Origin of the sequence: Isoptericola sediminis, assembly GCF_013085345.1 — a bacterium.
Taxonomy (GTDB): Bacteria; Actinomycetota; Actinomycetes; order Actinomycetales; family Cellulomonadaceae; genus Isoptericola; species Isoptericola sediminis.
Window position 1 is genome coordinate 178,560 of the sequence record NZ_JABFAJ010000003.1, and the last position, 22,614, is coordinate 201,173.

Annotated in this window: 28 protein-coding genes; 15 read left to right on the plus strand and 13 right to left on the minus strand. The window is 74.7% G+C overall.

The features are described from left to right. Positions 1-206: 206 nt before the first annotated feature. Entirely contained in the window at positions 207-674 is a 468-nt protein-coding gene (locus HLI28_RS01485; protein WP_171245719.1) for a hypothetical protein, read from the minus strand. A gap of 291 nt (positions 675-965) precedes the next feature. On the opposite strand from HLI28_RS01485, the gene HLI28_RS01490 reads away from it, so the two are divergent. The 3 genes from HLI28_RS01490 (at position 966) to HLI28_RS01500 (ending at position 2,658) form a co-directional block, all read left to right on the plus strand. After that, entirely contained in the window at positions 966-1,448 is a 483-nt protein-coding gene (locus tag HLI28_RS01490) for an SRPBCC family protein (protein ID WP_171245720.1), read from the plus strand. Positions 1,449-1,618: 170 nt separating this feature from the next. Further along, on the plus strand, positions 1,619-2,293 hold the full coding sequence (locus HLI28_RS01495; protein ID WP_171245721.1) for an SDR family NAD(P)-dependent oxidoreductase: 675 nt from the start codon (positions 1,619-1,621) through the stop codon (positions 2,291-2,293). A gap of 74 nt (positions 2,294-2,367) precedes the next feature. Beyond that, positions 2,368-2,658 carry a DUF1905 domain-containing protein gene (locus tag HLI28_RS01500; RefSeq protein ID WP_171245722.1) on the plus strand — a complete coding sequence of 97 codons (291 nt, stop codon included), beginning with the start codon at positions 2,368-2,370 and terminating at the stop codon, positions 2,656-2,658. Between the two features lie 35 nt (positions 2,659-2,693). Here the strand turns inward: HLI28_RS01500 and HLI28_RS01505 are convergent, their stop codons facing one another. Both HLI28_RS01505 and HLI28_RS01510 read right to left on the minus strand, forming a co-directional pair. Further along, a complete protein-coding gene (locus HLI28_RS01505) occupies positions 2,694-3,263 on the minus strand; it encodes a dienelactone hydrolase family protein (protein WP_171245723.1) in 570 nt (189 codons plus the stop codon). 40 nt (positions 3,264-3,303) lie between these two features. Continuing rightward, complete coding sequence (locus HLI28_RS01510) at positions 3,304-3,717, minus strand: hypothetical protein (protein WP_171245724.1); 414 nt, start codon at positions 3,715-3,717, stop codon at positions 3,304-3,306. Positions 3,718-3,984: 267 nt separating this feature from the next. Between HLI28_RS01510 and HLI28_RS01515 the strand changes: the two genes are divergently transcribed. Continuing rightward, the gene (locus HLI28_RS01515) at positions 3,985-4,797 is read left to right on the plus strand and encodes a BTAD domain-containing putative transcriptional regulator (RefSeq protein WP_171245725.1); all 813 of its coding nucleotides are present in this window, start codon (positions 3,985-3,987) and stop codon (positions 4,795-4,797) included. Here HLI28_RS01515 and HLI28_RS01520 read toward each other — a convergent pair. Together HLI28_RS01520 and HLI28_RS01525 are read right to left on the minus strand one after the other, a co-directional pair. Then, a complete protein-coding gene (locus HLI28_RS01520; protein ID WP_171245726.1) occupies positions 4,777-5,151 on the minus strand; it encodes a hypothetical protein in 375 nt (124 codons plus the stop codon). The two genes, HLI28_RS01515 and HLI28_RS01520, sit on opposite strands and share 21 nt — an antisense overlap. Positions 5,152-5,154: 3 nt before the next feature. Next, positions 5,155-6,123 carry a peptidoglycan-binding protein gene (locus tag HLI28_RS01525; protein WP_246246294.1) on the minus strand — a complete coding sequence of 323 codons (969 nt, stop codon included), beginning with the start codon at positions 6,121-6,123 and terminating at the stop codon, positions 5,155-5,157. A gap of 161 nt (positions 6,124-6,284) precedes the next feature. Between HLI28_RS01525 and HLI28_RS01530 the strand changes: the two genes are divergently transcribed. The 3 genes from HLI28_RS01530 (at position 6,285) to HLI28_RS15700 (ending at position 9,557) form a co-directional block, all read left to right on the plus strand. Then, a complete protein-coding gene (locus HLI28_RS01530) occupies positions 6,285-6,653 on the plus strand; it encodes a DUF2200 domain-containing protein (protein WP_171245728.1) in 369 nt (122 codons plus the stop codon). 93 nt (positions 6,654-6,746) lie between these two features. Then, a complete protein-coding gene (locus tag HLI28_RS01535; protein ID WP_171245729.1) occupies positions 6,747-7,868 on the plus strand; it encodes a flavin-containing monooxygenase in 1,122 nt (373 codons plus the stop codon). Between the two features lie 60 nt (positions 7,869-7,928). After that, positions 7,929-9,557: a helix-turn-helix transcriptional regulator gene (locus tag HLI28_RS15700; protein WP_171245730.1), complete on the plus strand. Its 1,629-nt coding sequence runs from the start codon at positions 7,929-7,931 to the stop codon at positions 9,555-9,557. A gap of 11 nt (positions 9,558-9,568) precedes the next feature. Here the strand turns inward: HLI28_RS15700 and HLI28_RS01545 are convergent, their stop codons facing one another. From HLI28_RS01545 to HLI28_RS01565, 5 genes are all read right to left on the minus strand, one after another. Further along, positions 9,569-9,826, minus strand: coding sequence for an SHOCT domain-containing protein (locus HLI28_RS01545; RefSeq protein WP_171245731.1), 258 nt, complete (start codon positions 9,824-9,826; stop codon positions 9,569-9,571). A 22-nt stretch (positions 9,827-9,848) separates the two neighbouring features. Next, positions 9,849-11,312, minus strand: coding sequence for a multicopper oxidase family protein (locus HLI28_RS01550; RefSeq protein WP_171245732.1), 1,464 nt, complete (start codon positions 11,310-11,312; stop codon positions 9,849-9,851). Continuing rightward, complete coding sequence (locus HLI28_RS01555) at positions 11,312-11,554, minus strand: SHOCT domain-containing protein (RefSeq protein WP_171245733.1); 243 nt, start codon at positions 11,552-11,554, stop codon at positions 11,312-11,314. Before HLI28_RS01555 ends, HLI28_RS01550 begins: the two co-directional genes overlap by 1 nt. Positions 11,555-11,652: 98 nt before the next feature. Continuing rightward, on the minus strand, positions 11,653-12,075 hold the full coding sequence (locus HLI28_RS01560) for a ScoMcrA-related endonuclease (RefSeq protein WP_171245734.1): 423 nt from the start codon (positions 12,073-12,075) through the stop codon (positions 11,653-11,655). A gap of 102 nt (positions 12,076-12,177) precedes the next feature. Continuing rightward, positions 12,178-12,465, minus strand: a complete 288-nt coding sequence (locus HLI28_RS01565; protein ID WP_171245735.1) for a hypothetical protein — start codon at positions 12,463-12,465, stop codon at positions 12,178-12,180. 181 nt (positions 12,466-12,646) lie between these two features. Between HLI28_RS01565 and HLI28_RS01570 the strand changes: the two genes are divergently transcribed. Next, positions 12,647-13,252, plus strand: coding sequence for a DUF998 domain-containing protein (locus HLI28_RS01570; protein WP_171245736.1), 606 nt, complete (start codon positions 12,647-12,649; stop codon positions 13,250-13,252). Between the two features lie 12 nt (positions 13,253-13,264). On the opposite strand, the gene HLI28_RS01575 is transcribed toward HLI28_RS01570, so the two are convergent. Beyond that, positions 13,265-14,185 carry an NAD(P)-dependent oxidoreductase gene (locus tag HLI28_RS01575; RefSeq protein WP_171245737.1) on the minus strand — a complete coding sequence of 307 codons (921 nt, stop codon included), beginning with the start codon at positions 14,183-14,185 and terminating at the stop codon, positions 13,265-13,267. A 61-nt stretch (positions 14,186-14,246) separates the two neighbouring features. Beyond that, positions 14,247-15,596: a carboxylesterase family protein gene (locus HLI28_RS01580; RefSeq protein WP_171245738.1), complete on the minus strand. Its 1,350-nt coding sequence runs from the start codon at positions 15,594-15,596 to the stop codon at positions 14,247-14,249. Between the two features lie 80 nt (positions 15,597-15,676). Here HLI28_RS01580 and HLI28_RS01585 point away from each other — a divergent pair, with 80 nt between their 5' ends. Beyond that, positions 15,677-16,624, plus strand: coding sequence for an aldo/keto reductase (locus HLI28_RS01585; RefSeq protein ID WP_171245739.1), 948 nt, complete (start codon positions 15,677-15,679; stop codon positions 16,622-16,624). Between the two features lie 6 nt (positions 16,625-16,630). Here HLI28_RS01585 and HLI28_RS01590 read toward each other — a convergent pair whose 3' ends face one another. After that, positions 16,631-17,359, minus strand: a complete 729-nt coding sequence (locus HLI28_RS01590) for an alpha/beta fold hydrolase (RefSeq protein ID WP_171245740.1) — start codon at positions 17,357-17,359, stop codon at positions 16,631-16,633. 115 nt (positions 17,360-17,474) lie between these two features. On the opposite strand from HLI28_RS01590, the gene HLI28_RS01595 reads away from it, so the two are divergent. From HLI28_RS01595 to HLI28_RS01620, 6 genes are read left to right on the plus strand one after another with little or no spacing between them, the layout of a single operon-like run. Beyond that, a complete protein-coding gene (locus tag HLI28_RS01595; protein ID WP_171245741.1) occupies positions 17,475-17,813 on the plus strand; it encodes an NADH-quinone oxidoreductase subunit A in 339 nt (112 codons plus the stop codon). Further along, positions 17,804-18,862: a hypothetical protein gene (locus HLI28_RS01600; RefSeq protein WP_171245742.1), complete on the plus strand. Its 1,059-nt coding sequence runs from the start codon at positions 17,804-17,806 to the stop codon at positions 18,860-18,862. The genes HLI28_RS01595 and HLI28_RS01600 overlap by 10 nt, the downstream gene beginning before the upstream one ends. Then, positions 18,855-19,799 (plus strand): NADH-quinone oxidoreductase subunit H, encoded by a 945-nt coding sequence (locus HLI28_RS01605; RefSeq protein ID WP_171245743.1) that lies wholly within the window; start codon positions 18,855-18,857, stop codon positions 19,797-19,799. The genes HLI28_RS01600 and HLI28_RS01605 overlap by 8 nt, the downstream gene beginning before the upstream one ends. Next, positions 19,796-20,356: an NADH-quinone oxidoreductase subunit J family protein gene (locus tag HLI28_RS01610; RefSeq protein WP_171245744.1), complete on the plus strand. Its 561-nt coding sequence runs from the start codon at positions 19,796-19,798 to the stop codon at positions 20,354-20,356. The genes HLI28_RS01605 and HLI28_RS01610 overlap by 4 nt, the downstream gene beginning before the upstream one ends. Further along, positions 20,353-20,667 (plus strand): NADH-quinone oxidoreductase subunit NuoK, encoded by a 315-nt coding sequence (locus HLI28_RS01615; protein WP_171245745.1) that lies wholly within the window; start codon positions 20,353-20,355, stop codon positions 20,665-20,667. Before HLI28_RS01610 ends, HLI28_RS01615 begins: the two co-directional genes overlap by 4 nt. Continuing rightward, positions 20,664-22,613, plus strand: coding sequence for a proton-conducting transporter transmembrane domain-containing protein (locus HLI28_RS01620; RefSeq protein ID WP_171245746.1), 1,950 nt, complete (start codon positions 20,664-20,666; stop codon positions 22,611-22,613). Before HLI28_RS01615 ends, HLI28_RS01620 begins: the two co-directional genes overlap by 4 nt. Position 22,614 lies beyond the last annotated feature (1 nt).

The window sequence follows — 22,614 nt, forward strand, 5'->3', positions numbered from 1 at the left end:
GGCGTTGATGCTCCAAGGATCCGCTGAGGCAGCCCGGCATGCGACCCCGGCGGCAGGACCCGTGATGTTTCACCCCCTCGCCTGCTGCGGTGCCCCCGCCGTGGCGCACCGATCCCGGACCGGATGCATCTCTCGACGGGAGCCGGAACGGCCCGGGTCCACGGCCGTGGACCCGGGCCGTTTCCCGTTCGCGGCCGGGGCCTCGTTCAGACGGTGTTGCCCTGGCCGGACACGGTGCTGACCACGATGTCCCACGTTCCCCAGATGGGGTGCTCACCGGTGTAGCGGGGGTCCTCGGAGCTGACGTAGGTGCTGTTGTAGGTCGTGCCGTCGTCGCAGCGGATGTTGTTCTTGATCCAGCCGTCGTCGAGGCTGGGGTCGTCGCCGAAGTCGCCGCGGTAGATCACCTGGTAGTCGCAGGTGACGACGGTGTCCGGGTCGAGCTCGTCGGTGCCGTCGACGGTGCCCATGACGCGCCCGTCCCCGAGGTCCCAGTACCAGTCACCCGCGTCGTCCTCGGCGTAGAGCGAGGTGTAGTGCCCGACGACGGTGCCGTCGCGACCCTGGTGGCCGGGGACGGTGGTGCTGTCGTCGGCGGCGTGGGCGGTGCCCGCGACGCCGAGGGTGGCGAGGGCGACGGCGGCGGTGCCGGCGGCGATGCGCTGGATCTTCATGGGACATCCTTCTCTCGGTGACGTCTTTTGCCGGTTCGGGACCGTTCGCGAACCATGACGTGACGGAACTGCTCCATCGTGGCCGACATGCCCCGGAGAACGCAGTGCGGAGGCGGGTGAACTGAGGTTGCCGGGGGCAAGTTCACCCGCACCGACCACCTGTTCATCGGGAGACCGAGAGGGCCCGGCGGGCGCCCGGCGACCCGAGCGTGCGAGTGGTGCCCGCCGTAGCCTGGAGCTGTGGAGATCCCACCTCGCGAGGTGCGAGAGGGGGTGAGAAAGATGACTGACGTGAGGACCAGGGTCCAGCAGTCCATCCACATCGACGCGACGCCCGGCCGCGTGTACGCCTACTGCCTCGATCCCGAGCAGCTGTTCGCCGGCGACCCCAAGCACGTCGTGGAGTCCTCGACGTCCCCGGACGGCGTGGGCACGACGGCACGCCTCTCGCGCAGCGCAGGAGTGATGGAGGAGGACGATCGTCTGGAGTACGTCGAGGTCGTGCCCGACGAGCGGATCGACATCGCCATGCAGCCCACGATGTCGTTCAGCCGGTGGGAGCACCCGCGGCACGAGACCGCGCTGTACACCCTGTCGCACGTCTTCGAGCCGGAGCACGGCGGCACGCGGATGACCCTGACGGTCATGGTGCACGACCCGCCGCTGTACGAACGCCTGATCGACCGGTTCGAGGGCAGGGGGCCCGACAGGCTGGTGCACGAGCGCCTGCAGCGGATCAAGGAAGCGGTCGAGAGCGGCACGGCGACCGCGTAGGGGCGCGGTGCGGGAGCACGCACGGTCGGACCGACGGACGGCGGTCCGACCGTCTCGCACGTTCCCCCGTCGCCGGGGTGTGCACGCGGCATCCCCATTCTGCCCGCCGTGCCCGGTGCACCGTGCGGCGGTAGCGTCCCCACGAGGTGCCACCGACAGAAGGAGTCAGGATGCCCACGCTGGCGATCATCGGAGCCGGACCGAACCTGGGAGCCGCGGTCGCACGCCGGTTCGGCCGCGAGGGGTACGCGGTCGCGCTGATCTCGCGGGACCTGGCCAAGCTGGACGCGCTGGCCGAGGAGCTGGGCGAGCACGGCGTGACGGCCCGCGGTTACGCGGCGGACGTGCGGGACGGCGCCTCGCTCGAGGTGGCCCTCGGGCGAGCGGCCGCGGACCTCGGCCCGATCACGGCGCTGCAGTACAGCCCGCTGCCCGCCCGCGAGTACCTGAAGCCGGTCCTGGACCTCACGCCGGACCTCGCCCTGGACGCGCTGAAGTTCTCGGCGCTGGGACTCGTCACCGCCGTGCGCACGGTCCTGCCGGGCATGCGCGAGCAGGGGGAGGGGAGCATCGTGCTGATCAACGGCGGCACCTCGGTGAAGGCCCGTGCGGGTTTCGCCGGCACCTCGGTGGCGTTCCCCGCCGAGAGCGCCTACGGCGAGATGCTGCACGACGCGCTGGCGGACGAGGGCATCCGTGTCACCCAGCTCGTCATCCCCGGCGCGATCCCGAAGCTGCAGCTCGAGAACGGCATCGAGGACGTCGCCGAGCGGATCTGGGAGCTGGCGAGCACCCCGGGCGACTTCCGGACCATGCTCATCCCGCTCGAGGAGGGTCGCGAGTAGCGGCACCGACCGATGAGTATTGCCGGGCCGTGGCGTCACCCCCTGGACAGTTGTCCGACGACAGGAGGAGACCCATGACCACGCCGCACACCGACCTCGACCACACCGTCACCGCGCCCGTCGGCGTCGACGTCAAGGGAGACGTCTGGCCCTGCGTCGAACTCCCCGGCGCCACCGAGCTGCTCGGCACGGGCCGCTCGGTCCGTGTCGACGCCACGGTCGACGGCGTCGCCCTGGAGAACGTCGGCCTCATGCCGACGGGCCGGGGCGAGCTCATGCTGTCTCTCAACGCGAAGCTGCGGAAGCGGCTGGGCAAGGACGTCGGTGACACGGTCACGGTGCACCTCTCGCGGCGGCGCAGCTAGGACTCGTCAGCGATCGTCGCCCGGTCCTGGCCTTGTCAGCGCGGGAGGCGGGCCAGGAGATCGAGGACCCGCTGCGTCGCCAGGGCCGCGGTGCGCGCATCGTGGTCGGGATGTCCCGGCTCGGCGAACAGGTGCCCGCCGTCCGGGTAGGCGAAGAGCTCTCCGCCGGCCACGGCCGCCAGGTATGCCTCCTCGGCCTCCCGCTCGCGCCACGGGTCGTCCTCGGTGACGTGGGCCTGGGACGGGACGCCGGCCGGCCACGTCGCGTCCCACCAGGCGGGGTCGACGGCGCCGTAGAGGAAGAACGCCCCCCGGGCGCCGGGCCGCTCCAGGACGCACTCCGTGGCGCGCGCGATCCCCATCGACAGGCCGCCGTAGACCACGTCCGTCGGCAGGTCCGCGACGACGGCGGCCGCCCGGCGTGCGAACGTGCCCTCGCCCGCGGCCTGGGCGAACGCGACCCCGTCGGTGACGTCGGCGAAGGTCCGTCCCTCGAAGAGGTCGGGCGTGTGCACGGTGTGCCCGGCGTCGCGGAGCTCCTGGGCGAAGGAGCGGACGCCCTCGGTGAGGCCGCCCGCATGGTGGAAGAGCACGATCTCTGCCATGCCAGCCACCGTACGACGGGCCACCGACACGGGCTGCAGGTCAGGCGCCGAGCTCGTCGAACGCCGCGAGCACCCGGACCGTGATCGCCGCCGGGCCGTCGTTGTCCAGGTCGAGCGCGTGCACCGGCCGACCTGCCGGGACGAGCGCGCTGACGACGTCGGCGTTGGCCAGGAGCAGGGCACCGTGCACCGCCAGCGGCGCGCCGTCCCCGTCACCCCGGGGGGTCACCCGGACCGCGGCGGGGCGCCCCGACTCGTCGGCGGCCGACACGGCCAGCAGCGTCACCGAGACGCCGTCGGGCACGAGCGCGACCTCCACGCGGTGACCCGCCTCGCCATGCCGCGCGAGGGTCGCCTCGGAGACCACGTAGGCGTCCGGCTCCAGATCCACGTCGAGCGTCAGCGACGGCCCGCCGTCGACGCTGACCCGCTCGACCACCGCGATGCGCACCATCTCGACACCCCCTCGGCCCGACGACCGGTCGGACCGGTGCCGGGACGGACACCACCTTCCGCCGGTGCCGTCACCGGGCGGTCACGCCGTCGTCATGGCGGCACGGCGAGAATCCGCAAGCCGCCGCGGAGGCGCGGGTGAAAAGAATGCGGGCACCGGTGAGCAGGACGGGCCTTCGTATCATCGAGGAGGGGGCACGACTCCTTCCTCATGTCGTGGACGTTCGCCGGCGGCCCAGGCCGCACACCCGGACCCCGGGGGTGACGCGTGTCGGAGCAGAAGAGGACCCTTTCGCCGCACCCGTGCGCGCCCGCCGTCTCGATCAGTCTGCTCGGCCCCTTCGGCATCGACGTCGACGGCGCACCCGTGTCCCTGCCGGTGGGCGCGCAACGGCTGGTCGCGATGCTGGCCCTGCGCGGCCGCCTGGGACGCAGCCGGCTGGCGGGGATGCTCTGGCCCGACACCCTGGAGCAGCGAGCCCTGGCGAGCCTGCGCACGGGGATCTGGCGCGTCAACCAGGCGGCACCGGGTCTCGTCGCCGCCGCGCACGGCGTGGTCGAGCTGGGGCTCGGTCCCGACGTCGACGTCGACCGGCTCATCGCGGCGTCGCGCACGGTCCTGGGCGGTGCCGACTCCCAGGACCGCAGCGGCGAGGACGCGCCGGATCTCGGGGACGACGAGCTCCTGCCCGACTGGGACGACCCGTGGCTCGAGACGGAGCGGGAGCGGCTGCACCAGCTGCGGCTGCACGTCCTGGAGGCCACGGCGGCACGGCTGGCCGCCGCCGGCAGGTTCGGCCTCGCGCTGGAGGCGGCGCTCGCCGCCCTGCGTGCCGACGAGCTGCGCGAGAGCGCGCACCGCACGGTGATCTCGATCCACCTGGCCGAGGGCAACGTGGGTGAGGCGTGCCGGGCCTACGACGCCTGCTGCACGACGCTGCGCACCGAGCTGGGGATCGAGCCGTCACCCACGGTCTCCAGGCTGCTCGGTGCCGCCGTGGTGCCGCCCGGCCGCGTGCCGCGTCCGGCCGCCGCGGTGGGAGGGACGGCGAGCCCCCGGCTACCGGTGGCCGGACGCTGAGCCGGGCAGGTCCTCGGGGTTCAGGTCGTCCTGCTCCTCAGGGGTCGGCTCGTCGTCCACCGGCCCGGCGGCCATGACGAGCGCCTCGTTCTCGGCCTCGTAGTCCGGGGTGGGTTCCACGACGTCCCGCGCCGGTCGCAGCACGCCGACGTCGCCGAGGGCGAGGCCGAAGGCCGGGTGGACGCGTTCGGCCAGCACCGTTACCAGGACGGCGTAGGCGCCCGCGGCGACCGCGGTGGCGACGACGTCGGGTCCCGCGTCGTCGGCGTCCCGGCGGACGAGCCGGGAGATCGCGCCTCCGGCCAGCGCGGCGGTCGTGGTGCGCAGGGCGAGGTGGGACAGGTCCGGGATCATGGGTCAACCCTTCGCGATGAGCGCGGCGACGGTCTTCGGCCCGATGACGGCGTCGGCCTCGACCCCCAGCCACCGCTGGATCTGCTTCCACCGGCTCGCGAACACCGACCCCGCGACGCCGTCGACGGCGGACCCGCGCAACCCGCCGATGCGCTGGGCGATCTGGACGGCGCTGCCCCGGCTCCCGGTCCGGACGCCGCTGGTGGCGGTGTACCAGGTCTTCGGCCCGACGATGCCGTCCGGCTCGAGGTCGTGGCGCTTCTGCCACTGCGTGGTCGCGTCGTGGAGCGTCCCGTCGAACGCCGTGCCGGTGCCGGGGTCGGAGCCCTTCTCCGCCGTGAGGAACTCCCGCCACAGCGCGACCCAGGCACGCTGCCTGCTGCGACGCTTGATCGTCGGCGGTCGCGTCGGCTTGCGTCGGGGAGCCTTGGTGACGCGGGGCTTGCCGCCGCCCTTCGCGCGGTCGGCGGCCGGGTCGTAGACGAGGTGCCAGGGCTCGCTGACCCGGCGCCCCTCGGTCTCGGTCCACCCGTAGGTCTTGAGGATCGGGTAGGCCTTGACCCGCCGGGCGTTGCCGAACTCGCCGACGCCACCGAAGTCGTTGACGTCGACCGCCAGCCCCCAGCCGTGGTTGGAGAAGCCCGGGACGGCGGCGGCCGCACCCGAGACGCGCCCGTACTTCACGCCCCGGTAGAACCGGTAGTCGCGGAACGGGCTGCTGGCACCGCGGCGGTAGCGCTGGAAGAAGAAGAGCTCCTGCTCCGCCCGCGAGCGGTTCCATCCGCGGACCGTCAGGTCGAGGCCGGTCTCGGACCGGACCTGCCGGATCGCGCGGTTCCACGAGCGCGCCGCATCCTTGCGCAGGTACGCGCGGGAGCGCCCCGAGGTGCCGTGCACACCCCGCGGGGAGAGCTCGCTCAGTACCGCGGACGGCAGGTCGCCGTTGCTGAAGGTCCTGCCTCCGAATCGCATGGTCGTCACGATGTCGCCCCTCGACTCGCTCCACGACGCGACCTGTCGGTCCGCCCTCCCGCCGATGCTCGTCGGGGCTCGTCACCGCCGTGTCACGCGCATGTCACGCCCGCCGTGCGACGATGACGTCGACCGGCCGGACGGCGACCAGGAGGCGGACGATGGCGGGACACCGCATCTTCAGCACGAGCTTCGCGAGCATCTACCCGCACTACGTGGCGAAGGTCGAGCGCAAGGGTCACAGGGTCGACGAGCTGCACCGGGTCATCACCTGGCTGACGGGTTACGACGAGGCCGGGCTGCAACGGGTGCTGGACGACGAGGTCGACATGGCCACGTTCTTCGAGCGCGCGCCGCGGATGAACCCGCACGCCTCGCTCATCACGGGCGTGATCTGCGGGCACCGCGTCGAGGAGATCGAGGACCCCCTGATGCAGCGGATCCGGTACCTCGACAAGCTCGTCGACGAGGTGGCTCGCGGCAAGAAGATGTCGTCCATCCTGCGTCAGCCCACGGCGACGGCACCCTGAGCGGCCCTGCGGCGTTCGACCCATGCGGCCCGAGGCGGAGATGGGTCGTTCGTCCGATGCCGGGTCCCCCCACCGCGACCTAGCGTCGAGGACATGAACCCGCACCGTCAGCACGTGCAGACCCTCGTCATCGGCGCGGGGCAGGCCGGCCTGGCCACCGCCCACGAGCTGCAGGAACGAGGTGTCCAGGTCCTCGTCGTGGATGGCAACGCCCGGCTCGGCGACAACTGGCGCTGCCACTGGGACTCGTTGCGCCTGTTCACGCCCGCCCGCTACGACGGGCTGCCGGGCCTGCCGTTCCCGGGCGACCCGTGGTCCTACCCCGGCAAGGACGACGTCGCCGACTACCTCGAGCAGTACGCCCTCGAGACGGGCCTGCCCGTGCGGCTGCGCACCCGGGTCGACCGGCTGACCGCGGCACCCGGGGGCGGGTTCCTCGCCCACGTGGGCGACGAGGCGATCGCCTGTGACGACGTCGTGGTCGCCACCGGCACCCGCGGGCGCACGCCGGCCGTCCCCGACGTCGCCCGGCGGATGGACCCCTCCGTCCGCCAGCTCCACTCGAGCGAGTACCGGGCGCCGGCGTCCGTGAGCGGCCCCACCCTCGTGGTCGGCACGTCGCACAGCGGCTGCGAGATCGCCTACGAGCTCGCCCCGCACGTCCCGGTCACCCTGTGCGGGCGGTTCATCGGCCGGGAACCGGTGCGGCCGGGGTCGCGCTGGGACCGGATCGGCACGCCCCTGCTCGCCGTCGTGGCCCGGCACGTCCTCACCCGCCGCACCGCTCCCGGGCGGGCCCTCATGCGGCGTCTGCGCGGACCGCACCACGGCCTGCCGACGGCCCGCATCACGCGGCGCGATCTCGCCGAGCGCGGCGTCACCTGGATCGAGGAACGCGTCGAGGACGTCACCGCCGACGGCCGGCCGGTGCTCGCCGACGGCACCGCGGTGGACGTCGAGACGGTCGTGTGGTGCACCGGCTACGAGCTCGACTACTCCTGGATCGAGCTGCCGGTCCTCGGCGACGACGGATGGCCCCGGGAGTACCGCGGCGTCGCGGACGACGTGCCGGGCCTGTACTTCTGCGGGCTGGTCTTCCAGTGGTCGATGGCCTCGATGGTGCTCCCGGGCGTCGCCGCCGACGCCGCCTACGTCGCCGACCACATCGCCCACCGTGCCGCCCGGCCGGCGTCGCGGTCCCTGGCGTCGGCGTGAGCCGTCGCCCTGTCGAGGTGTCGGGGGCGGAGCTATCGTCGGGAGCAGGGATGATCTGCGATGGGCGCACCGGAGGACCTCGACCTCGCTCGCGCGGCCTACGAGCGGCGTGACTGGATCGCAGCCTACCGCCTGCTGAGCGCCCTCGACGACGACGCGTTGGTCGGCCCCGACTTCGTCGCTCTCGCCACCGCGGCCTACCTGGTGGGACGGCACGACGACGTCGTGCAGGCCCTGCACCGCGCCTACCGCTCCGCCGAGAAGGCCCGTGACCTGCGCGGGGCCGCACGGGCCGCGCTGTGGCTGACCACCGTCCTGGAGGACGCGGGAGAGCGAGCGGTCGCCCACGGCTGGCTGTCCCGGGCCGAGGGCCTGCTCGGGCGGCTGGACGAGGACGTCGTCGAGCACGGGTACCTGCGCGAGCGCCAGACCTTCGCCCACCTGGCGCGCGGGGAGATCGCCGACGCCCTCGCGCTCGCGCCGACCGTCACGGCCTACGGTCGACGGTTCGCCGACCCGGACCTCGCCGCGGCGGGGCTGGTCGTCGAGGGGCGGCTGCGGATCTACACCGGCGACGTGCCCGGTGGTCTCGCGCTCGTCGACGAGGCGATGGCGTCGGTCGTGGCCGGTGAGACCTCGCCGATCTACTCCGGCCTCGCCTTCTGCGCCGCGATCGAGGCGTGCCAGGAGCTGTCCGACCTCGGACGCGCCGACGAGTGGACCCGGGCGATGTCGACGTGGTGCGACCGCCAGGCCGGCCTGGTGGCCTTCACCGGTCAGTGCGCCGTGCACCGCGGCCAGCTGCTGCGCATGCACGGCGCGTTCCCGGACGCGGTGCGCGAGCTGGAGGACGCCGCCGCGCGGCACGGCACCGCCGGCGGGGGAGCGGCCGCCGGTCTCGCTCACTACGAGCGCGGCGAGGCGCTGCGTGTCCTCGGCCGGGAGGACGACGCCGCATCCGCCTACGACCGGGCGACCGGCCTCGGCCACCCGGGTCAGCCCGGCCGGGCGCTGCTGTGGCTCGCACGCGGCGAGACCGACGCCGCCGAGCGCGCGATCCGTGTGTCGCTCGCCGAGGCCGTCGACCCGGTGCGGCGCTCGGCCCTGCTCCCGGCCGCGGTCGAGATCCTGACCGCGGCGGGAGAGGTCGACGAGGCAGCGGGGCTCGCCGACGAGATCCGTGCCACCGCCGACGAGTTCGGCAGCGTCGCCCTGGCCGCCGCCGGGGCGTACGCGACGGCATCCGTCGCTCTCGCCCGCGGCGACGCCGAACGCGCGCTGGCCGCCGCCCGTCGGGCCGGGACGTCGTGGGGTGGTCTCGAGGCCCCCTACGAGTGCGCCCGGTGCCGCGTGCTGGTCGCGCGCGCCCTGCGAGCCCTGGGTGACGAGCGGTCGGCGCTCGCCGAGCTCGAGCCGGCCGCCCGGACCTTCGCCGAGCTGGGCGCGATGCCCGCCTCGGCCGAGGTGGCGGCGCTGCTGCCCGGGGAGGAGCGGCCCGGCGGTCTGAGCGCCCGGGAGGTCGAGGTGCTGTGCCTGGTCGCCGAGGGGTACACCAACGCCGAGATCGCGGCCGAGCTGGTGCTGTCGGTCAAGACCGTGGCGCGGCACCTGTCGAACATCTTCGCCAAGCTCGGCGTCGGGTCGCGCGCGGCGGCCGTCGCCTACGCCTACGAGCACCGCCTGGTGTGATCACGCCGGGATCAGCGCTCGGTGCCGTCCCGCAGTCGCCGACGACGCTCCTGGTACTCCTCGTCGCTGAGTTCGCCGCGGGCGTACCGCTCGTCGAGGATCTCCTGCGCACGCCGGGGCGGGCGCCCGGGGGTCGGAGGAGGCACCTGCTCGTCGTGACGGGTCGAGCCGGCGCCACGCGCGAGCAGCACGATCAGCAGCACGACACCGATCACGACGATCGGCCAGGCGATCCACATCCATCCCATGCCCCATCCGTCGCCCATCATGGCTGTCTCCCTCCTGTCGGCGTCACCGCGCGGTGACGACGCCCATCATTCCCAGGTCCTCGTGATCGAGGATGTGGCAGTGGTACACGGTGCGTCCGCCGAAGTCCTCGAACGGCACCCGCACGGTCACGCTCTGCCCGGCGGGGACGTCGACCACGTCGAGCCAGAGCGGGGCCGGGGGTTCGACGCCGCCGGTGCTGAGCACCTGCATCGGCCAGACGTGCAGGTGGAAGGGGTGGTTCATCGGGCTGTCGTTGACGATCGTCCACTCCTCGACCGTGCCCAGCCTCACCTGCCGGTCGACGCGCTCGGGGTCGAAGGTCCGCCCGTCGATGGTGAACCGGCCGCCGTCGCCGCCCATCATGCCGCCCATGCTCATCGCGAACCGGAGCGTGCGGCGCCCGTCGACCGGTGCGCCGCGCAGGTCGCGCGGCGCCGCGGCGGGCGGCACCGGGCCGAGGTCCGCCCCCGGCCCGGCGGCGACCGCGAGGTCGGCCACCACGACGGGGTCGTCGCCCCCGGCGCCCGTGCCCCCGCCCATCATCCGACCCATCGGTCCGCCGCGGTCGACCGGGGCGGCGACCAGCTCACCGGCGCCCTCGCGCATGTCCACGACGAGGTCGAGGCGGTTGCCGGGGGCGAGCACGGCGTCGTCCAGCGACGGCATGCCCGTGGACCGCGGGCCGTCACGGCCGATCACCCGGACGCTCTGACCGGCCAGGCTCAGGTCCAGGTACCGCGAGGCACAGGCGTTGACGATCCGCCAGCGCTCGCGTTCCCCGGCCGCCGCCCGCAGGCGAGGGCGCCGCTGCCCGTTGACGAGGAGCAGCTCACCCTCACGCCCCATCATGCGCTCCGGCGCCGAGGGCGCCGCGACGGCTCCGGCGCCGTCCAGGGTGATGTCGGCGATCACCAGGGTGCGCTCGCGGGTGACGGGGAGCGCGTCGTCCTCCTCGACGACGATGGCGCCGTAGAGGCCCCCGAACAGCTGGTCCGCGACGGTGCCGTGGTGGTGCGGGTGGTACCAGTACGTCCCGGCCGGGTGATCGGCGGGCAGCGTGTACTCGTACTGCTGGGACCCGCCGGGCTCGACGGCGAGGAAGACGTTGTCCGCGGTGCCCTCGGGCGAGACGTGCAGGCCGTGCACGTGGAGGTTGGTCGTCTCGTCCGTGCTGTTGACGAGCTCGACGCGCACCGTGTCCCCGGCGCGCACCCGCAGGGTCGGACCGGGGACACCGCCGTTGTACCCCAGCGTGGTGGCCCGTCGTCCGGCGATCTCATGAGTCCCGCGGGCCGCCTCCAGCCGGACGTCGAGCACGCCGTCGGTGCTGCGCAGGACCTCGGGGGTGCGGAGGGTCTCGCCGGTGCTCCCCGGGAGGGTGCCGTCGGCGCTCAGCTCGCGCCACAGGCCGACGCCACCCGCGGCGGCGCTGACGAGCCCGAGCCCGCCGAGGGTCAACGCGATCCGTCGACTGATGGGTTCCATCAGCCCTCCAGGACCCGGCGCCGGTGGTCGTACTCCTCGGTGCTCAGCTCGCCGGCGGCGTACCGCTCGTCGAGGAGGCGCCGCGCGGCGGTGCGGGACGACCGCTCCGTCCGACGGGGCGGGCGACCGTCGTCACCGGCGGAACCGGGGTTCGGACGGATGCCGCCGACGAGCACGCGTACGCCGACGACGGCGAGGAGAGCGACACCGAGCACGAGCAGTGCCAGGTAGAGCCATGTCATGGGCGCGTCGGCTCCGTGGTCGGGGGCAGGTTTCCGTATACCCCCCACCGTAACAATCGGGGCGTCGCGCCACACCCGTCACCGACGGGCGAGAGGGCTCACCCGCAGCTGTCGCAGACCCCCGTCGCGGGCAGGGCCATGAAGCACGACGGGCACACGGGGGTGGGCTTCTCCGGCTCGGGAGCCTTGCGAGGCGTGGCGGGCCGGGAGGCCGTCGTGCGGCGTGCGGTCGTCCGGGAGGACGGGGCACCCGTGACGTCGAACCCGCGCTTGCCCAGCAGGGTGCCCACGGCGACCTTGCCGCCGGTCATCTCCTCGGGCAGGGCGGCCCGGCCGGTGGCGTACCGGTGCGCGACGGCGAGCAGCGCCGTCGCGTCGTAGGCCTGGCCCTCGTGCGTCAGGGTGACGCCCGGGGTCGGGGTGAACCCGTAGACGCCGAGGAACGCCGCGGCGCCCCGGTCGTCGTGCTCGGCGATCGCCGAGAGCACGTGCGTGCGCGTGACGGAGGAGAAGGTGGCCATGGCTCGAGCGTAGGTCACGACACCGTGCCGACCGGCCTCCGACCGGTGTGACGATGTTCCCACGGCGCCCGGGGGTCGACCGTCCCCGGGCGCCACCGCAGGTCACATGCAGGCGTCGATGGACAGCCCGAGCTCATCGGCGACGAACACCCCGAGGTCGGCCATGGTGGCGTCCTCGCCGAGCGCGGAGCGGGCCAGGTTGCGCAGCCCCACACGTGGGGTGGCGAACGACGACGAGTGCTCACCCATCATCTGCATCTGGGCGAACACCGCCGAGGCCTGGCCCCAGCAGGACGGGTGCGGTCCGTGCCCCGCGGCGGCAGCCGGAGCGGCGGCCAGGGGAGCGGCGAGCAGCGCGAGCGTGGCAGCGCCGACAGCGAGCTTCTTCATCTCGGAACCTCCTGGGGGTCGGGCGACCGGGCGGACTCGCCGTCGAGCCCGCTCCTGCGTCACCGGGTCGAACGTAGGCACGTCGGCGGGCGCACGCTCGCGGGGCGGCCCACGCCCGCGCGGACTTCACCCGGCGTCACGACGTCGCGCCCGACCGGCGCGACGATGAGATCGTGAGGTCGTGAGTCGATCCTCGGCGGTGACGGTGCTGGTCCTGCTCGGTGCCGCCCTGCTGTGCCTGGCCCTGGCCCCGCTGGCCGTCCCCGACTCCTACGACGTCGTGCGGCACTCGGTGAGCGAGTCCGCGGGACAAGGGGTGCCGGGTGCCTGGGTGGCGCGCACGGGGTTCGTGCTGCTCGGGCTCGCGGTGCTGGTCGAGGCGGCGCGTGCGGGGGAGGCGTGGGGTCCGTGGGGGCGCGGCGCGCACGCGGTCTACGGCGCCGGGATGTTCGGTGTCGCGGTGTTCTCCCACAGCCCCTGGTACAGCGCCGCCTGGGACCGGGCCGAGGACACCCTGCACACGGTGGCGTCGACGACCGTCGGGTTCGCCTTCATGGTCGGGGTGCTGGCCGTGACGATCCGCCGGGGACGTCGACCCGGCTGGATCCGCGTCCTGGACATCGTCGCGCTCGTGGCCGCCGTGGTCCTGCCGTTGACGATGCTGACCATGCCGTTCGTGGCGGGGGCGGCCCAGCGACTGCTCTTCGCCATCGGCCTCACCTGGTACGGCGTCGAGGCCGTGCGGCTCGCCCGCCCCGACGCGCCCGGCAGGTACCGGGAGCTGTGACGCCCCGGGGTCTCAGTACCCGGTCCGGGGATCGACGACACCCACCAACGGCTCGTCCCGCACGAAGCGGTGCAGGTTCTCCTCGACCCGTCGGCGCAGCAGCGGTTCGACCATCTCCGGGGTGTCGGCCGTGTGGGGTGTCACCAGGGCGTTCGGCAGCTCCCACAGCGGGTGCCCCGGCGGCAGCGGCTCGGGATCGGTGACGTCCAGCCCCGCGGCCCCGACCTGACCCGACCGCAGGGCGGCCACGAGCGCGTCGGTGTCGATCAGCGCGCCACGGGCCACGTTGACCAGCACGGCGCCGGGCCGCAGCGCCGCGAGCTCGGCGGCCCCGATCATCGCCCGGGTGCGGTCCGTGAGGGCGGCGGCGAGCACGACGACGTCCGCCCGCCCGAGCTCGTCCCGCAACCCCTCGGTGGTCACGACCCGGGCGCCGTCGACCGGCTCCGGGCGGCGGCGCACCACGACCGCATGGGTGCGGAACGGCCCCAGCAGCTCCAGGAAGGACCGGGCGATCCCGCCGGCCCCGACCACGAGCACCTCGGCCTCGTAGAGCGTCCGGCCGAACTCCGGCCCCCACGAGCGGGTGCGGGCCCGCTCGGGCAGGCGGCGCAGCGCGGCGAGCGTCAGGGCGAGGGCGTGCTCGGCCACGGGCTCCGCGAAGGACCCCTTGGCCGAGGTCCACGTGCGGGTCGAGTCGATGAGACCGGCCTCCAGGCCGGCGTCGACACCGGCGGAGGGGAGCTGGACCCACCGGGCCTCGGGCGCCGCCGACAGCGCCGGGCCGAGCCCGTCCACACCCAGGGGCCCGAACCACAGCAGCCCCTCGGTCTCGGCGCCGAGCGGCACGAGCCGGGCCCCGGCCGCGGCGACGGCGTCGGGCACCCAGTCCGGAGCCTGGGGGGCAGCACTGATCGCGGGACGTGACGTCATGGGGGCCTTTCGGTGCGGGGAAGGTGGTGCAGGAGGGCGGCGGCCGGACCCGCGCCTGTCGTCAGTCGACGCGCAGCAGGCCCGGGATGTCCGTGGGTGGGCGGCCCGTCCGGGCGAACTGGGCCCAGGCGCCGCGCAGCAGCCGACCGCTGGCGACGAGCTCTGCGTCGTCGCGGCCGGCCACGACCGGCACGCCGCGCCAGCTCTCCGGGTCCCCGAGCAGCAGGGGCAGCTCGGTGGCGTGCGCCGCGCGCAGCGGGTGCTCGGTCGGGCCGCCGAGGAAGGTGTAGCGCGCCGCACGGCCGCCGGCACGCCGGTGCCGTTCGACGAACTGGTCGACCGCGCGGCCGTAGACGGCGCGGGTCAACCCGTGCCCGACGCCCTCGCGCAGCGCCGGTCCCACGGCGGGCACCATGGTGCGGGGCAGGACCCCCTCGACGAACAGTGCCGTCTCGCGCGCGTTCGTCCCGATCAGCAGGTCGACGTCCGGCGCGACGCGGCTCCACGCCGCCTCGAGGTGCTCCTCGGGAGGCACGGGAGGGTAGCCGTGCTGGGGACCGAAGGGCATCGCCGCCCGGAGCCCGTACCGGGGCAGCACACGGCGCACGGCCCGTCGCTGGGCGGCGAGGAGCTCGTCCAGATCGGCGTCGTCGGGCACGCCGCGGACCTCGGCCGCCATCGTGGCGGCCATCTGCGCGCGGCGCCGGGAGATCCCCAGCGGCGGGCTCTGCACCACGGCGCGCCGGAACAGTCCCGCGGCGCCGTCGGCGACCATGAGCCGGGTGATCGCGTCGGCGCCCGCGGACTCGCCCATGACGGTCACCGACGCCGGGTCGCCGCCGAACGCCTCGGCGTTGCGGGCCACCCAGCGCAGCGCGGACAGCATGTCCCGCAGGCCGAGGTTGGCGGGGCGGCCGTCGTCGCCGAGGAACCCCAGGACCCCCAGCCGGTAGGTCACCGCGACCACGACGACCCGGTGCTCGCGCACGAGCGCCGACGGGTCGTAGCTGATGGCGTCCCCGGCGCCCGAGACGTAGGACCCCCCGTGGATCCAGACGATCACCGGCAAGCCCTCTCCCGGGCGCACGTCCGCCGGGGCGGTCACCGTCAGGCGCAGGCAGTCCTCCGACGGGGGCAGCGGGCGCGCCGAGTCCGGCCCGAAGACGTCCAGACCGATCGGGTCGGGGTTCTGCGGCGACGACGGCGAGAACCCGGTGGCATCCACCGTCCCGGCGGCCGGCGGCTCGTCCACGGGCGGCGAGAACCTCGCGGCACGGGCGTAGCGGATCCCACCGGCGCGCAGCACGTCGCCGCCGACGCTCGCCCGGAACCTGCCTGCCGGGGCGTCCACGACGCGGTCGTCCCGGTCGTGCCGTGCCGTGGCCGTCGTGTCCGTCGTCCGGTGTCTCATGTGCTCCACCTCCGCCGCCGCCCCGGGTCCCGTCGGGCCGACGCCGGAATGCGCGCGGCCCCTCCTCGATTGTCTCCCGTATGACTCCGTCGACGATCACAGCACATCTCGGTTCCCTCGACCTCGCGAACGCTCCGCTGGCCCTCGGCGGCAACGTGTTCGGCTGGACGGCCGACGACGACGCGTCCTTCGGCGTGCTGGACGCCTTCGTCCGGGCCGGTGGGCGGATGGTCGACACCGCCGACGCCTACTCCGCCTGGGCACCGGGGCACACCGGCGGCGAGAGCGAGGCCACGATCGGCCGCTGGCTGGAGCGCGGGGGACGCCGCGACGACGTCGTGATCGCCACCAAGGTCTCCCGGCACCCGGGGTTCCCGGGGCTGTCCGCCGGCAACGTCCGCGCCGCCGCGGAGGCGTCCCTGCAGCGCCTCGGCACCGACCACGTCGACCTGTACTACGCGCACGCCGACGACCCCGACACCCCGGTCGCCGAGGCCGCCACGGCGTTCTCCCGGCTCGTCGAGGACGGCCTGGTCCGCGAGATCGGGCTGTCGAACTACACCCCCGAGCGCATCGCCGAGTGGTTCGCCGTCGCCGAGGCCGAGGGGCTGCACCGGCCCGTCGCGCTGCAGCCGCTCTACAACCTCGTCGAGCGAGGGTTCGAGGGCGCGTCGCGGGACGCCGCGCAGCGTCACGGTCTGGGTGTGCTGCCGTACTCGGCGCTGGCCTCGGGGTTCCTCACGGGCGCCTACCGTGACGGCGTCGCACCGGACAGCCCGCGGGCCGGGCGCGCGTCGCGCTACCTCGACGAGCGCGGACGGCGTGTGCTGGCCGTGCTGGACGACCTCGCCGCCACGCACGACGTGCCGGTGGCCTCGGTGGCCCTCGCCTGGCTGCGCTCGCGGCCGACCGTCGTCGCGCCGATCGCCTCCGCCCGCCACACCGAGCAGCTCGAGGCCCTGCTGACGTCCATGACGCTCGAGCTCGCACCGGACGAGCTCGAGCACCTCACCGCCGCCTCCGCCTGAGCCCGTTCACCGCCGCGCGTCGAGGTCGCCGAGGAACGCCGCGACGTCAGCCGCGACCCGCTCCGGCCGCTCCCAGAGCACCAGGTGGCCGGTGGCCGCGTAGACGATCCCGCGGGCGCGCGGGACGGTCGCCAGGATCCGGTCGTGGCTGGGGCCCACGACCTCGTCCAGCTCCCCGCTCAGGACCAGCGTCGGGAGATCGATCGTGCCCGTGAGCAGGGGCGGCGTCGACTCGGTCAACCCCTGGAGCGACCCCTGCCAGACGTCGGCGCCCAGGTCGGCGGCCTCGGCGGCACGTGCCGTGAGGAAGGCCGGGTCGATCGCCGTGCCCGTGCCGTACCAGGCCAGGGAGTCCCGGACCCACTCGGGGTCGATCGGGTCGGTGAGCCGGTCGACGTCCTCGGCGAACGGCGGCTTGCCACGCAGGTCCGCGGGCGCGCCGACCAGGACCAGCCCGTTCAGCAGGTCCGGGCGGTCGACGGCGAGCTGCTGGGCCACGTAGCCGCCGCTGGAGGTCCCGAGCGCCACGGTGGGTCCGTCCACCGACGCACGGGTCAGGGCGTCGGCGGCGCGGGTGGCCAGGGCAGGGACCGACCAGTCGGTGACGGTCGGGGTGGACAGCTCGACGACGAGAGGGGTGACCGCCGGCGGGAGCTGGCGGATCAGGCGCTCGAAGACGCCGCCCGTCTCGCACCAACCCGGCAGCAGGGCGAGCGTCGTCCGGCGGTGGGCCATGTCCCGAGCCTATGTCCGCTGCTCGCGTCCCGGTTCTCGGGATGCCGAGCCGGTCCACGGCCACCATCATGGGCGCTGCCGACACGACGACCACGACGGGACGGTGAGTGCACGGATGGCTCTGGGGGGACTCGTGGCAGGGATCGCCCTGCTGCTGCTCGGCCTGCGGGGCGCGGCCACCGCGCTCGCGGTGGCCCGGACACCCGCGATGAGTCTTCCCTTCGAGTCCGGGGTCCTGCCGACCCAGCACGCCGTGTCCCGGTTCCACGTGCGGTGGTACGCGGTGAGCGTGCTCTTCCTCGCCTTCGACATGGAGATGGTCTTCATGTATCCCTGGGCGGTCGTCGTCGCGCAGATGGGGGCGACGTCCGTCGTGGAGATGTTCGGGTTCCTGGCGGTGCTGCTGGTCGGTGTGGTCTACGCCTGGCGCGAAGGAGCGCTGCGTTGGGCCTGAGCGCACGGCTGTGGGGCTTCGCGCTGGGGCGGCCCCGCGTGCTCGTCGTTGCCCCGGGAGCGACCGCGGCCGGTCAGGAGGTCGAGTCCGCCCTGCTGCGACGGGGGTGGCCGCCGGCACTCTCACCGGCGGGTGCGGACCTCCTCGTCGTCGTCGGCGATCCCGGTCCCGAGCTCGGCGGCGCCGTCGAGGTGCTCTGGTCGCAGATGCCCGCACCGCGAGCGCGGACCCGGGTGGATCGGCCCGCGGAGGTCGGTGCTCGCCTCGACGCCGCCGCGGCGTCGCTGGTGGACCGCGGCGCGCAGCGTCGCTCGGCCGACGCCGACGGCGACCCGTGGATCGGCCGGGGGACGCAGCCGGACGACCCCGACCACGAGGACCACGACGACCACGAGGACCACGACGACCACGACGACCACGACGAGCATGGCCACGGGGGCCACGGGGACATGGAGGTGGCCGGCCTGCCGATGGCGTCCTCGGCCCCAGACCGCGACGGCCTGGAGCTCGAGGCCCTGGACGTCACGCTGGGTCCCTGGCTGCCCGGGTCCCCGGACGGCCTCGTCGTGCGGGCCACCATGCAGGGTGACGTGCTGAGCGGTGCCGGTGTGCGCTGGGCGGACGGCGTCACGGCCGCGCCGCGCCCGGCACGGCTGCGTGCCCTGGACGCCGTGTGCCGCGTCCTGGTCCTCGCCGGACCCGAGCGCGACCTGCACCGCGCCCGCCGCGCCCGGGACGCCGTCGGGCAGCAGCGTCCGTCGGCGTCGGAGCAGGTGAGCCGGCTCGCCCGAGACCTGCGCGGCTCCCGCCGGCTGCGGTGGTCCCTGCGTGGCCTGCCCGCACCCCAGGGCACGGACGTCCTCGACCGGCTGCACACCTGGTGCGACGTCCTCGACGGCGCCGCCCCGCCCGAGCCGGTGCCGCCCCAGGCCGTGGCCGCGGCGCTGGAGGGCGCCGAGCTCGCCGCGGCCCGGCTCGCGGTGGCGAGCGTCGATGTGGGGCCGGGGGAGCACGAACCGGCCGCCGACGAGGGGGACCGACATGCCTGAGACCGTCTGGACCTCGCCGTGGGCGGGACCGGTCGTGGTGGCCGTGGCGCTGCTGCTCGGGCTCGTGCTCGCGGTGATGGACGCCCTGGCACGCCGCGCCCCGGCGGGCGGGCGCCGCGCGGACGTGCTCGTCGCTCCGGTGCGCGACGGTGCCCGGATGCTGCTCGAACGGCGCGGGACGACGATCGCCCCGGACCGGTTGCTCAGCACGGTGGCGGTGCTGGCCGTGCCCGTCCTGGCCCTGATGTCGGCCGCGGTGCTGCCGTTCGGAGGACGCAGCGTGGTCTCGACGTCGGCGGACCTGGTGTGGTTCAACGCGGCCGAGGCGCTGCTGTGGGCCGCGGTCTGGCTGCTGGGCTGGGGACCCAACGCGGTGCACCCCCTGGTGGGCGCCTACCGTTTCCTGGCCCAGGGCCTGGCCTACGAGCTGCCGTTGATGTTCGCGATCATCACGGTCGGGGTGGGCGCGGGCTCGCTGCGCGCCACCGACGTGGTCGCCGCCCAGGCGGGCGGCGCCTGGTTCCTGTGGACCATGCCGGCGGCGTTCGTCGTCTTCCTGATCGGCGCGGCGGCCTTCGCCTTCTGGGGGCCGTTCGGCGCCCCCGCCGGGACCGACGTCGCCGGGGGAGTGCTGGCCGAGACCTCCGGCGTCGACCGGCTCCTGGTCCAGGTCGGCCGAGCGACCTTCCTCGGCGTCGCCGCCGCCACCGCCGCGGCATGGTTCCTCGGGGGCGAGGACGGGCCAGGACTGCCCGGCCCGGTCTGGTACGCCCTGAAGACGCTCGCCGTCATGGCTCTGCTGGTCGGGATGGGCCGGCGCTGGCCGGTCGTGCGCCCCGAACGGTTCGCCGACGTCGCCTGGGTGGTGCTGCTGCCGGCCACCGTCGTGCAGTCCGCCGTGGTGGCGGTGCTCGTGCTGGGAGGTTTCTACCGATGACCGAGCTGCTGGTCCTCGCCGTCCTCGGCGCCGCGGCGGTGTGCACCGGGGTGCTGGTGTTCGTCGTCGACTCCATGGCGCGCGCGACGTTCTCGCTGCTCGCGTCCTTCCTCGCCACCGGCGTCGCGCTGCTCCTGATGGACCTGGCGTACCTCGGGCTGCTGACCATCCTGATGATGACCATCGAGATGGCGATCATGGCGGTGTTCATGATCATGCTGATGATGAACCCCGCCGGGCTCATGCCCATGACGATGGTGCACAACACCCGGGGCTCGGTCGTCGTGGGGGTCGTGGCGTTCGTGGTGCTGACGGTCGGGGTGTGGACCGTCGACTGGCCCGACCGGCCCGGACCCCGGCCTGCCGACGCCACCGCCCAGGTCGGCGAGGCGATCATGGGGGACTACATGCTCGTGATGATCGTGGTGGGGGTGGTCCTGCTCGCCACCATGGTCGCGGGCATCGCACTGGCCACGCACCGCGGACGCTACGACCGGTTCGGCCCCGACCTGGACCGCGACCCCGACGACCCCGTGCGCGGAGGGCTGCCCCGATGACCGAGCTCACCCTGCAGGTCGTGCTGACCGTCGCTGCCGCCCTCGTGGGCACCGGCCTGTTCGGCGCGCTGTCCCAGCAGTCGATCGTCATGGTCATGATGGGCCTCGAGCTCGTGGTCAACGGCGTCATCCTGGCCGCCGGTGCCGCCTGGGCCTACCTCACCCCGCAGCTGCCCGGGGCGCAGGTGCTCGTGCTCGTGGCCACCGTCGTCATGGCCGTGGAGATGGCGATGGGTTTCTCCGTCGCCCTGGCGATCTACCGCGCCCGACAGGTCGACACCGTCGACGCCGCCGAGGACCTCGCCGGATGAGCGCCGCCCTGCTGCTGGTCGTGCTGCTGCCCGCCGTCGGCGGGGCGGCGCTGCTGCTCGGGCGGCACCGGCTGGACCGGGTCGCGGCGCCCGCGGCGCTCGGCCTCGGCCTGGTCGGCGCGGCTCTCGCGATCGCGGCCGCGACGGGGCGACCCACCGTCTCGGTCCCGTTCCTGGGCAGCGGCGCCGCGGCCGTCGCCGACGGAGCGGATCTCGCGCTGGCCGTGGACGGGCTCTCCGCGGTGCTCACGGTGACCGTCGCCGTCGTCGCGCTGATCGTCACCGTGCACGCCGCCGTCGACCACGAGGCACGCACCTCCCGGGCCCGGTTCTTCGGCTACTGGCTGCTGTTCGTCGCCGCGATGCAGCTGACCGTCACGGCGACGACCTTCCCGGCGCTGATGCTGGGCTGGGAGGTCATGGGGGCGACCTCCTACGCCCTCATCGGCTTCCGGTGGCGGCTGGCGGGACGGACGTCCGCAGGCACGACGGCGCTGCTGACCACCCGGGCCGCCGACCTCGGCCTGTACGTCGCCGCCGGTGCCGTGCTCGCCGGCAGCGGCAGCCTGGGCCTGTCCGGCCTCGAGGGGCTGCCGGCGCCCTGGGCGGCGGTGGCGACGACCGGCGTCGTCGTCGCCGCGCTCGGCAAGTCGGCCCAGCTGCCGCTGTCCGGCTGGCTGTCCGCCGCGATGCAGGGTCCCAGCCCGGTCTCGGCGCTGCTGCACTCGGCCACCATGGTCGCGGCCGGCGGCTACCTGCTCCTGCGAGTCGGTCCCGCGCTGGCCGACGGCGCCGCCCCGGTGGTGGCCTGGGTCGGGGCCGCGACGGCGCTGGCGCTCGGGCTCGTCGCCGTCGCGCAGACCGACCTCAAGCAGCTGCTGGCCGCGAGCACCGCGGCGCAGATGGGGTTCGTCGTCCTGGCCGCCGGGGCGTGGGCCGCCGGGGCGGGTACCGGGCTGCTCGGTGGCGTCGAGCACCTGGTGGCGCACGCGGCGGTGAAGGCCGGGCTGTTCGTGGCGGCCGGCATCTGGCTGGGTGCGCTCGGCACGCGGGCGCTGGCCGAGCTGCGCGGCGCCGGCCGCCGGTACCCGCTCGTCGGGGCCGCGTCGGTCGCCGCGGCGGCGGCCCTGGCCGGTGTCCCGCCGCTGTCGCTGTGGGTGACCAAGGACGAGATCCTGGCCGGGGCGGAGGAGGCACACCTGGCCGGCGGCGCCGTGCTGCACGTCGTGGCCCTGGTGGCCGGCGCGCTGTCCGCCGCCTACGCCGCGAAGATCGTCGCGGTGGTGCTCGCCCCGGGGCACCCTGGCGACGGCTCCCGCGCACCGCGTCCGGCGGTCGCCGCCGCGCTGGCGCTCGCCGCGGCCGCGGTGGGCCTGGGGGCGTTCGCCCTTCCCGCCGTTCGCGACGGCGTCGCCCGGGTCCTCGGCGCGGAGCCCGGACCCGCCCCCACGCCCGGCGCTCTGGTGCTCTCCGGCGGGCTCGCCGTCGTCGTGGCGGCCGGGGTGCTGTGGCGCCCCGTCCTGGCACGGGTGGCCGAGCGCGCCCCGCTGACGTCGTGGTGGGCCATGCCCGCGCTGCTCGTGACGGTCGGCCGCGGTGTCCGCGCCCTGGCGCGCCGGGTCGACCGGGTCGACGACGGTCTGGACCGCCTCGTCCACGCCGTGGCGAGGGCGGTCCTGCGGCTGGCCGGGCGGGTCGCCGTCCTCGACGACTCCGGGATCCATCGCGCGGTGCGGCGCACCGCCGGGCTCGCGGTGGCCGGTGCCCGCCGTGCGGCGGTCCTGGACGACCGCCGCGTCGACGGCGCCGTGCGCGACGTCGCCTCCGGCGTGGCACGCGCCGGGCACGCCGCACGGCGCCTGCAGACCGGACTGCTGCACCAGTACTACGCCCAGGCGGCGGCCGGTCTCGGCCTGCTGCTGCTCCTGCTGCTCCTCGTGAGGTGAC

Coding starts and splice junctions, on each gene's coding strand:
- HLI28_RS01485 (WP_171245719.1), bottom strand. CDS start 674: ATGAAGATCCAGCGCATCGCCGCCGGCACCGCCGCCGTCGCCCTCGCC.
- HLI28_RS01495 (WP_171245721.1), top strand. CDS start 1,619: ATGCCCACGCTGGCGATCATCGGAGCCGGACCGAACCTGGGAGCCGCG.
- HLI28_RS01500 (WP_171245722.1), top strand. CDS start 2,368: ATGACCACGCCGCACACCGACCTCGACCACACCGTCACCGCGCCCGTC.
- HLI28_RS01505 (WP_171245723.1), bottom strand. CDS start 3,263: ATGGCAGAGATCGTGCTCTTCCACCATGCGGGCGGCCTCACCGAGGGC.
- HLI28_RS01510 (WP_171245724.1), bottom strand. CDS start 3,717: ATGGTGCGCATCGCGGTGGTCGAGCGGGTCAGCGTCGACGGCGGGCCG.
- HLI28_RS01520 (WP_171245726.1), bottom strand. CDS start 5,151: ATGATCCCGGACCTGTCCCACCTCGCCCTGCGCACCACGACCGCCGCG.
- HLI28_RS01525 (WP_246246294.1), bottom strand. CDS start 6,123: ATGCGATTCGGAGGCAGGACCTTCAGCAACGGCGACCTGCCGTCCGCG.
- HLI28_RS01530 (WP_171245728.1), top strand. CDS start 6,285: ATGGCGGGACACCGCATCTTCAGCACGAGCTTCGCGAGCATCTACCCG.
- HLI28_RS01535 (WP_171245729.1), top strand. CDS start 6,747: ATGAACCCGCACCGTCAGCACGTGCAGACCCTCGTCATCGGCGCGGGG.
- HLI28_RS15700 (WP_171245730.1), top strand. CDS start 7,929: ATGGGCGCACCGGAGGACCTCGACCTCGCTCGCGCGGCCTACGAGCGG.
- HLI28_RS01545 (WP_171245731.1), bottom strand. CDS start 9,826: ATGATGGGCGACGGATGGGGCATGGGATGGATGTGGATCGCCTGGCCG.
- HLI28_RS01550 (WP_171245732.1), bottom strand. CDS start 11,312: ATGGAACCCATCAGTCGACGGATCGCGTTGACCCTCGGCGGGCTCGGG.
- HLI28_RS01555 (WP_171245733.1), bottom strand. CDS start 11,554: ATGACATGGCTCTACCTGGCACTGCTCGTGCTCGGTGTCGCTCTCCTC.
- HLI28_RS01560 (WP_171245734.1), bottom strand. CDS start 12,075: ATGGCCACCTTCTCCTCCGTCACGCGCACGCACGTGCTCTCGGCGATC.
- HLI28_RS01565 (WP_171245735.1), bottom strand. CDS start 12,465: ATGAAGAAGCTCGCTGTCGGCGCTGCCACGCTCGCGCTGCTCGCCGCT.
- HLI28_RS01575 (WP_171245737.1), bottom strand. CDS start 14,185: ATGACGTCACGTCCCGCGATCAGTGCTGCCCCCCAGGCTCCGGACTGG.
- HLI28_RS01580 (WP_171245738.1), bottom strand. CDS start 15,596: ATGAGACACCGGACGACGGACACGACGGCCACGGCACGGCACGACCGG.
- HLI28_RS01585 (WP_171245739.1), top strand. CDS start 15,677: ATGACTCCGTCGACGATCACAGCACATCTCGGTTCCCTCGACCTCGCG.
- HLI28_RS01590 (WP_171245740.1), bottom strand. CDS start 17,359: ATGGCCCACCGCCGGACGACGCTCGCCCTGCTGCCGGGTTGGTGCGAG.
- HLI28_RS01595 (WP_171245741.1), top strand. CDS start 17,475: ATGGCTCTGGGGGGACTCGTGGCAGGGATCGCCCTGCTGCTGCTCGGC.
- HLI28_RS01605 (WP_171245743.1), top strand. CDS start 18,855: ATGCCTGAGACCGTCTGGACCTCGCCGTGGGCGGGACCGGTCGTGGTG.
- HLI28_RS01610 (WP_171245744.1), top strand. CDS start 19,796: ATGACCGAGCTGCTGGTCCTCGCCGTCCTCGGCGCCGCGGCGGTGTGC.
- HLI28_RS01615 (WP_171245745.1), top strand. CDS start 20,353: ATGACCGAGCTCACCCTGCAGGTCGTGCTGACCGTCGCTGCCGCCCTC.
- HLI28_RS01620 (WP_171245746.1), top strand. CDS start 20,664: ATGAGCGCCGCCCTGCTGCTGGTCGTGCTGCTGCCCGCCGTCGGCGGG.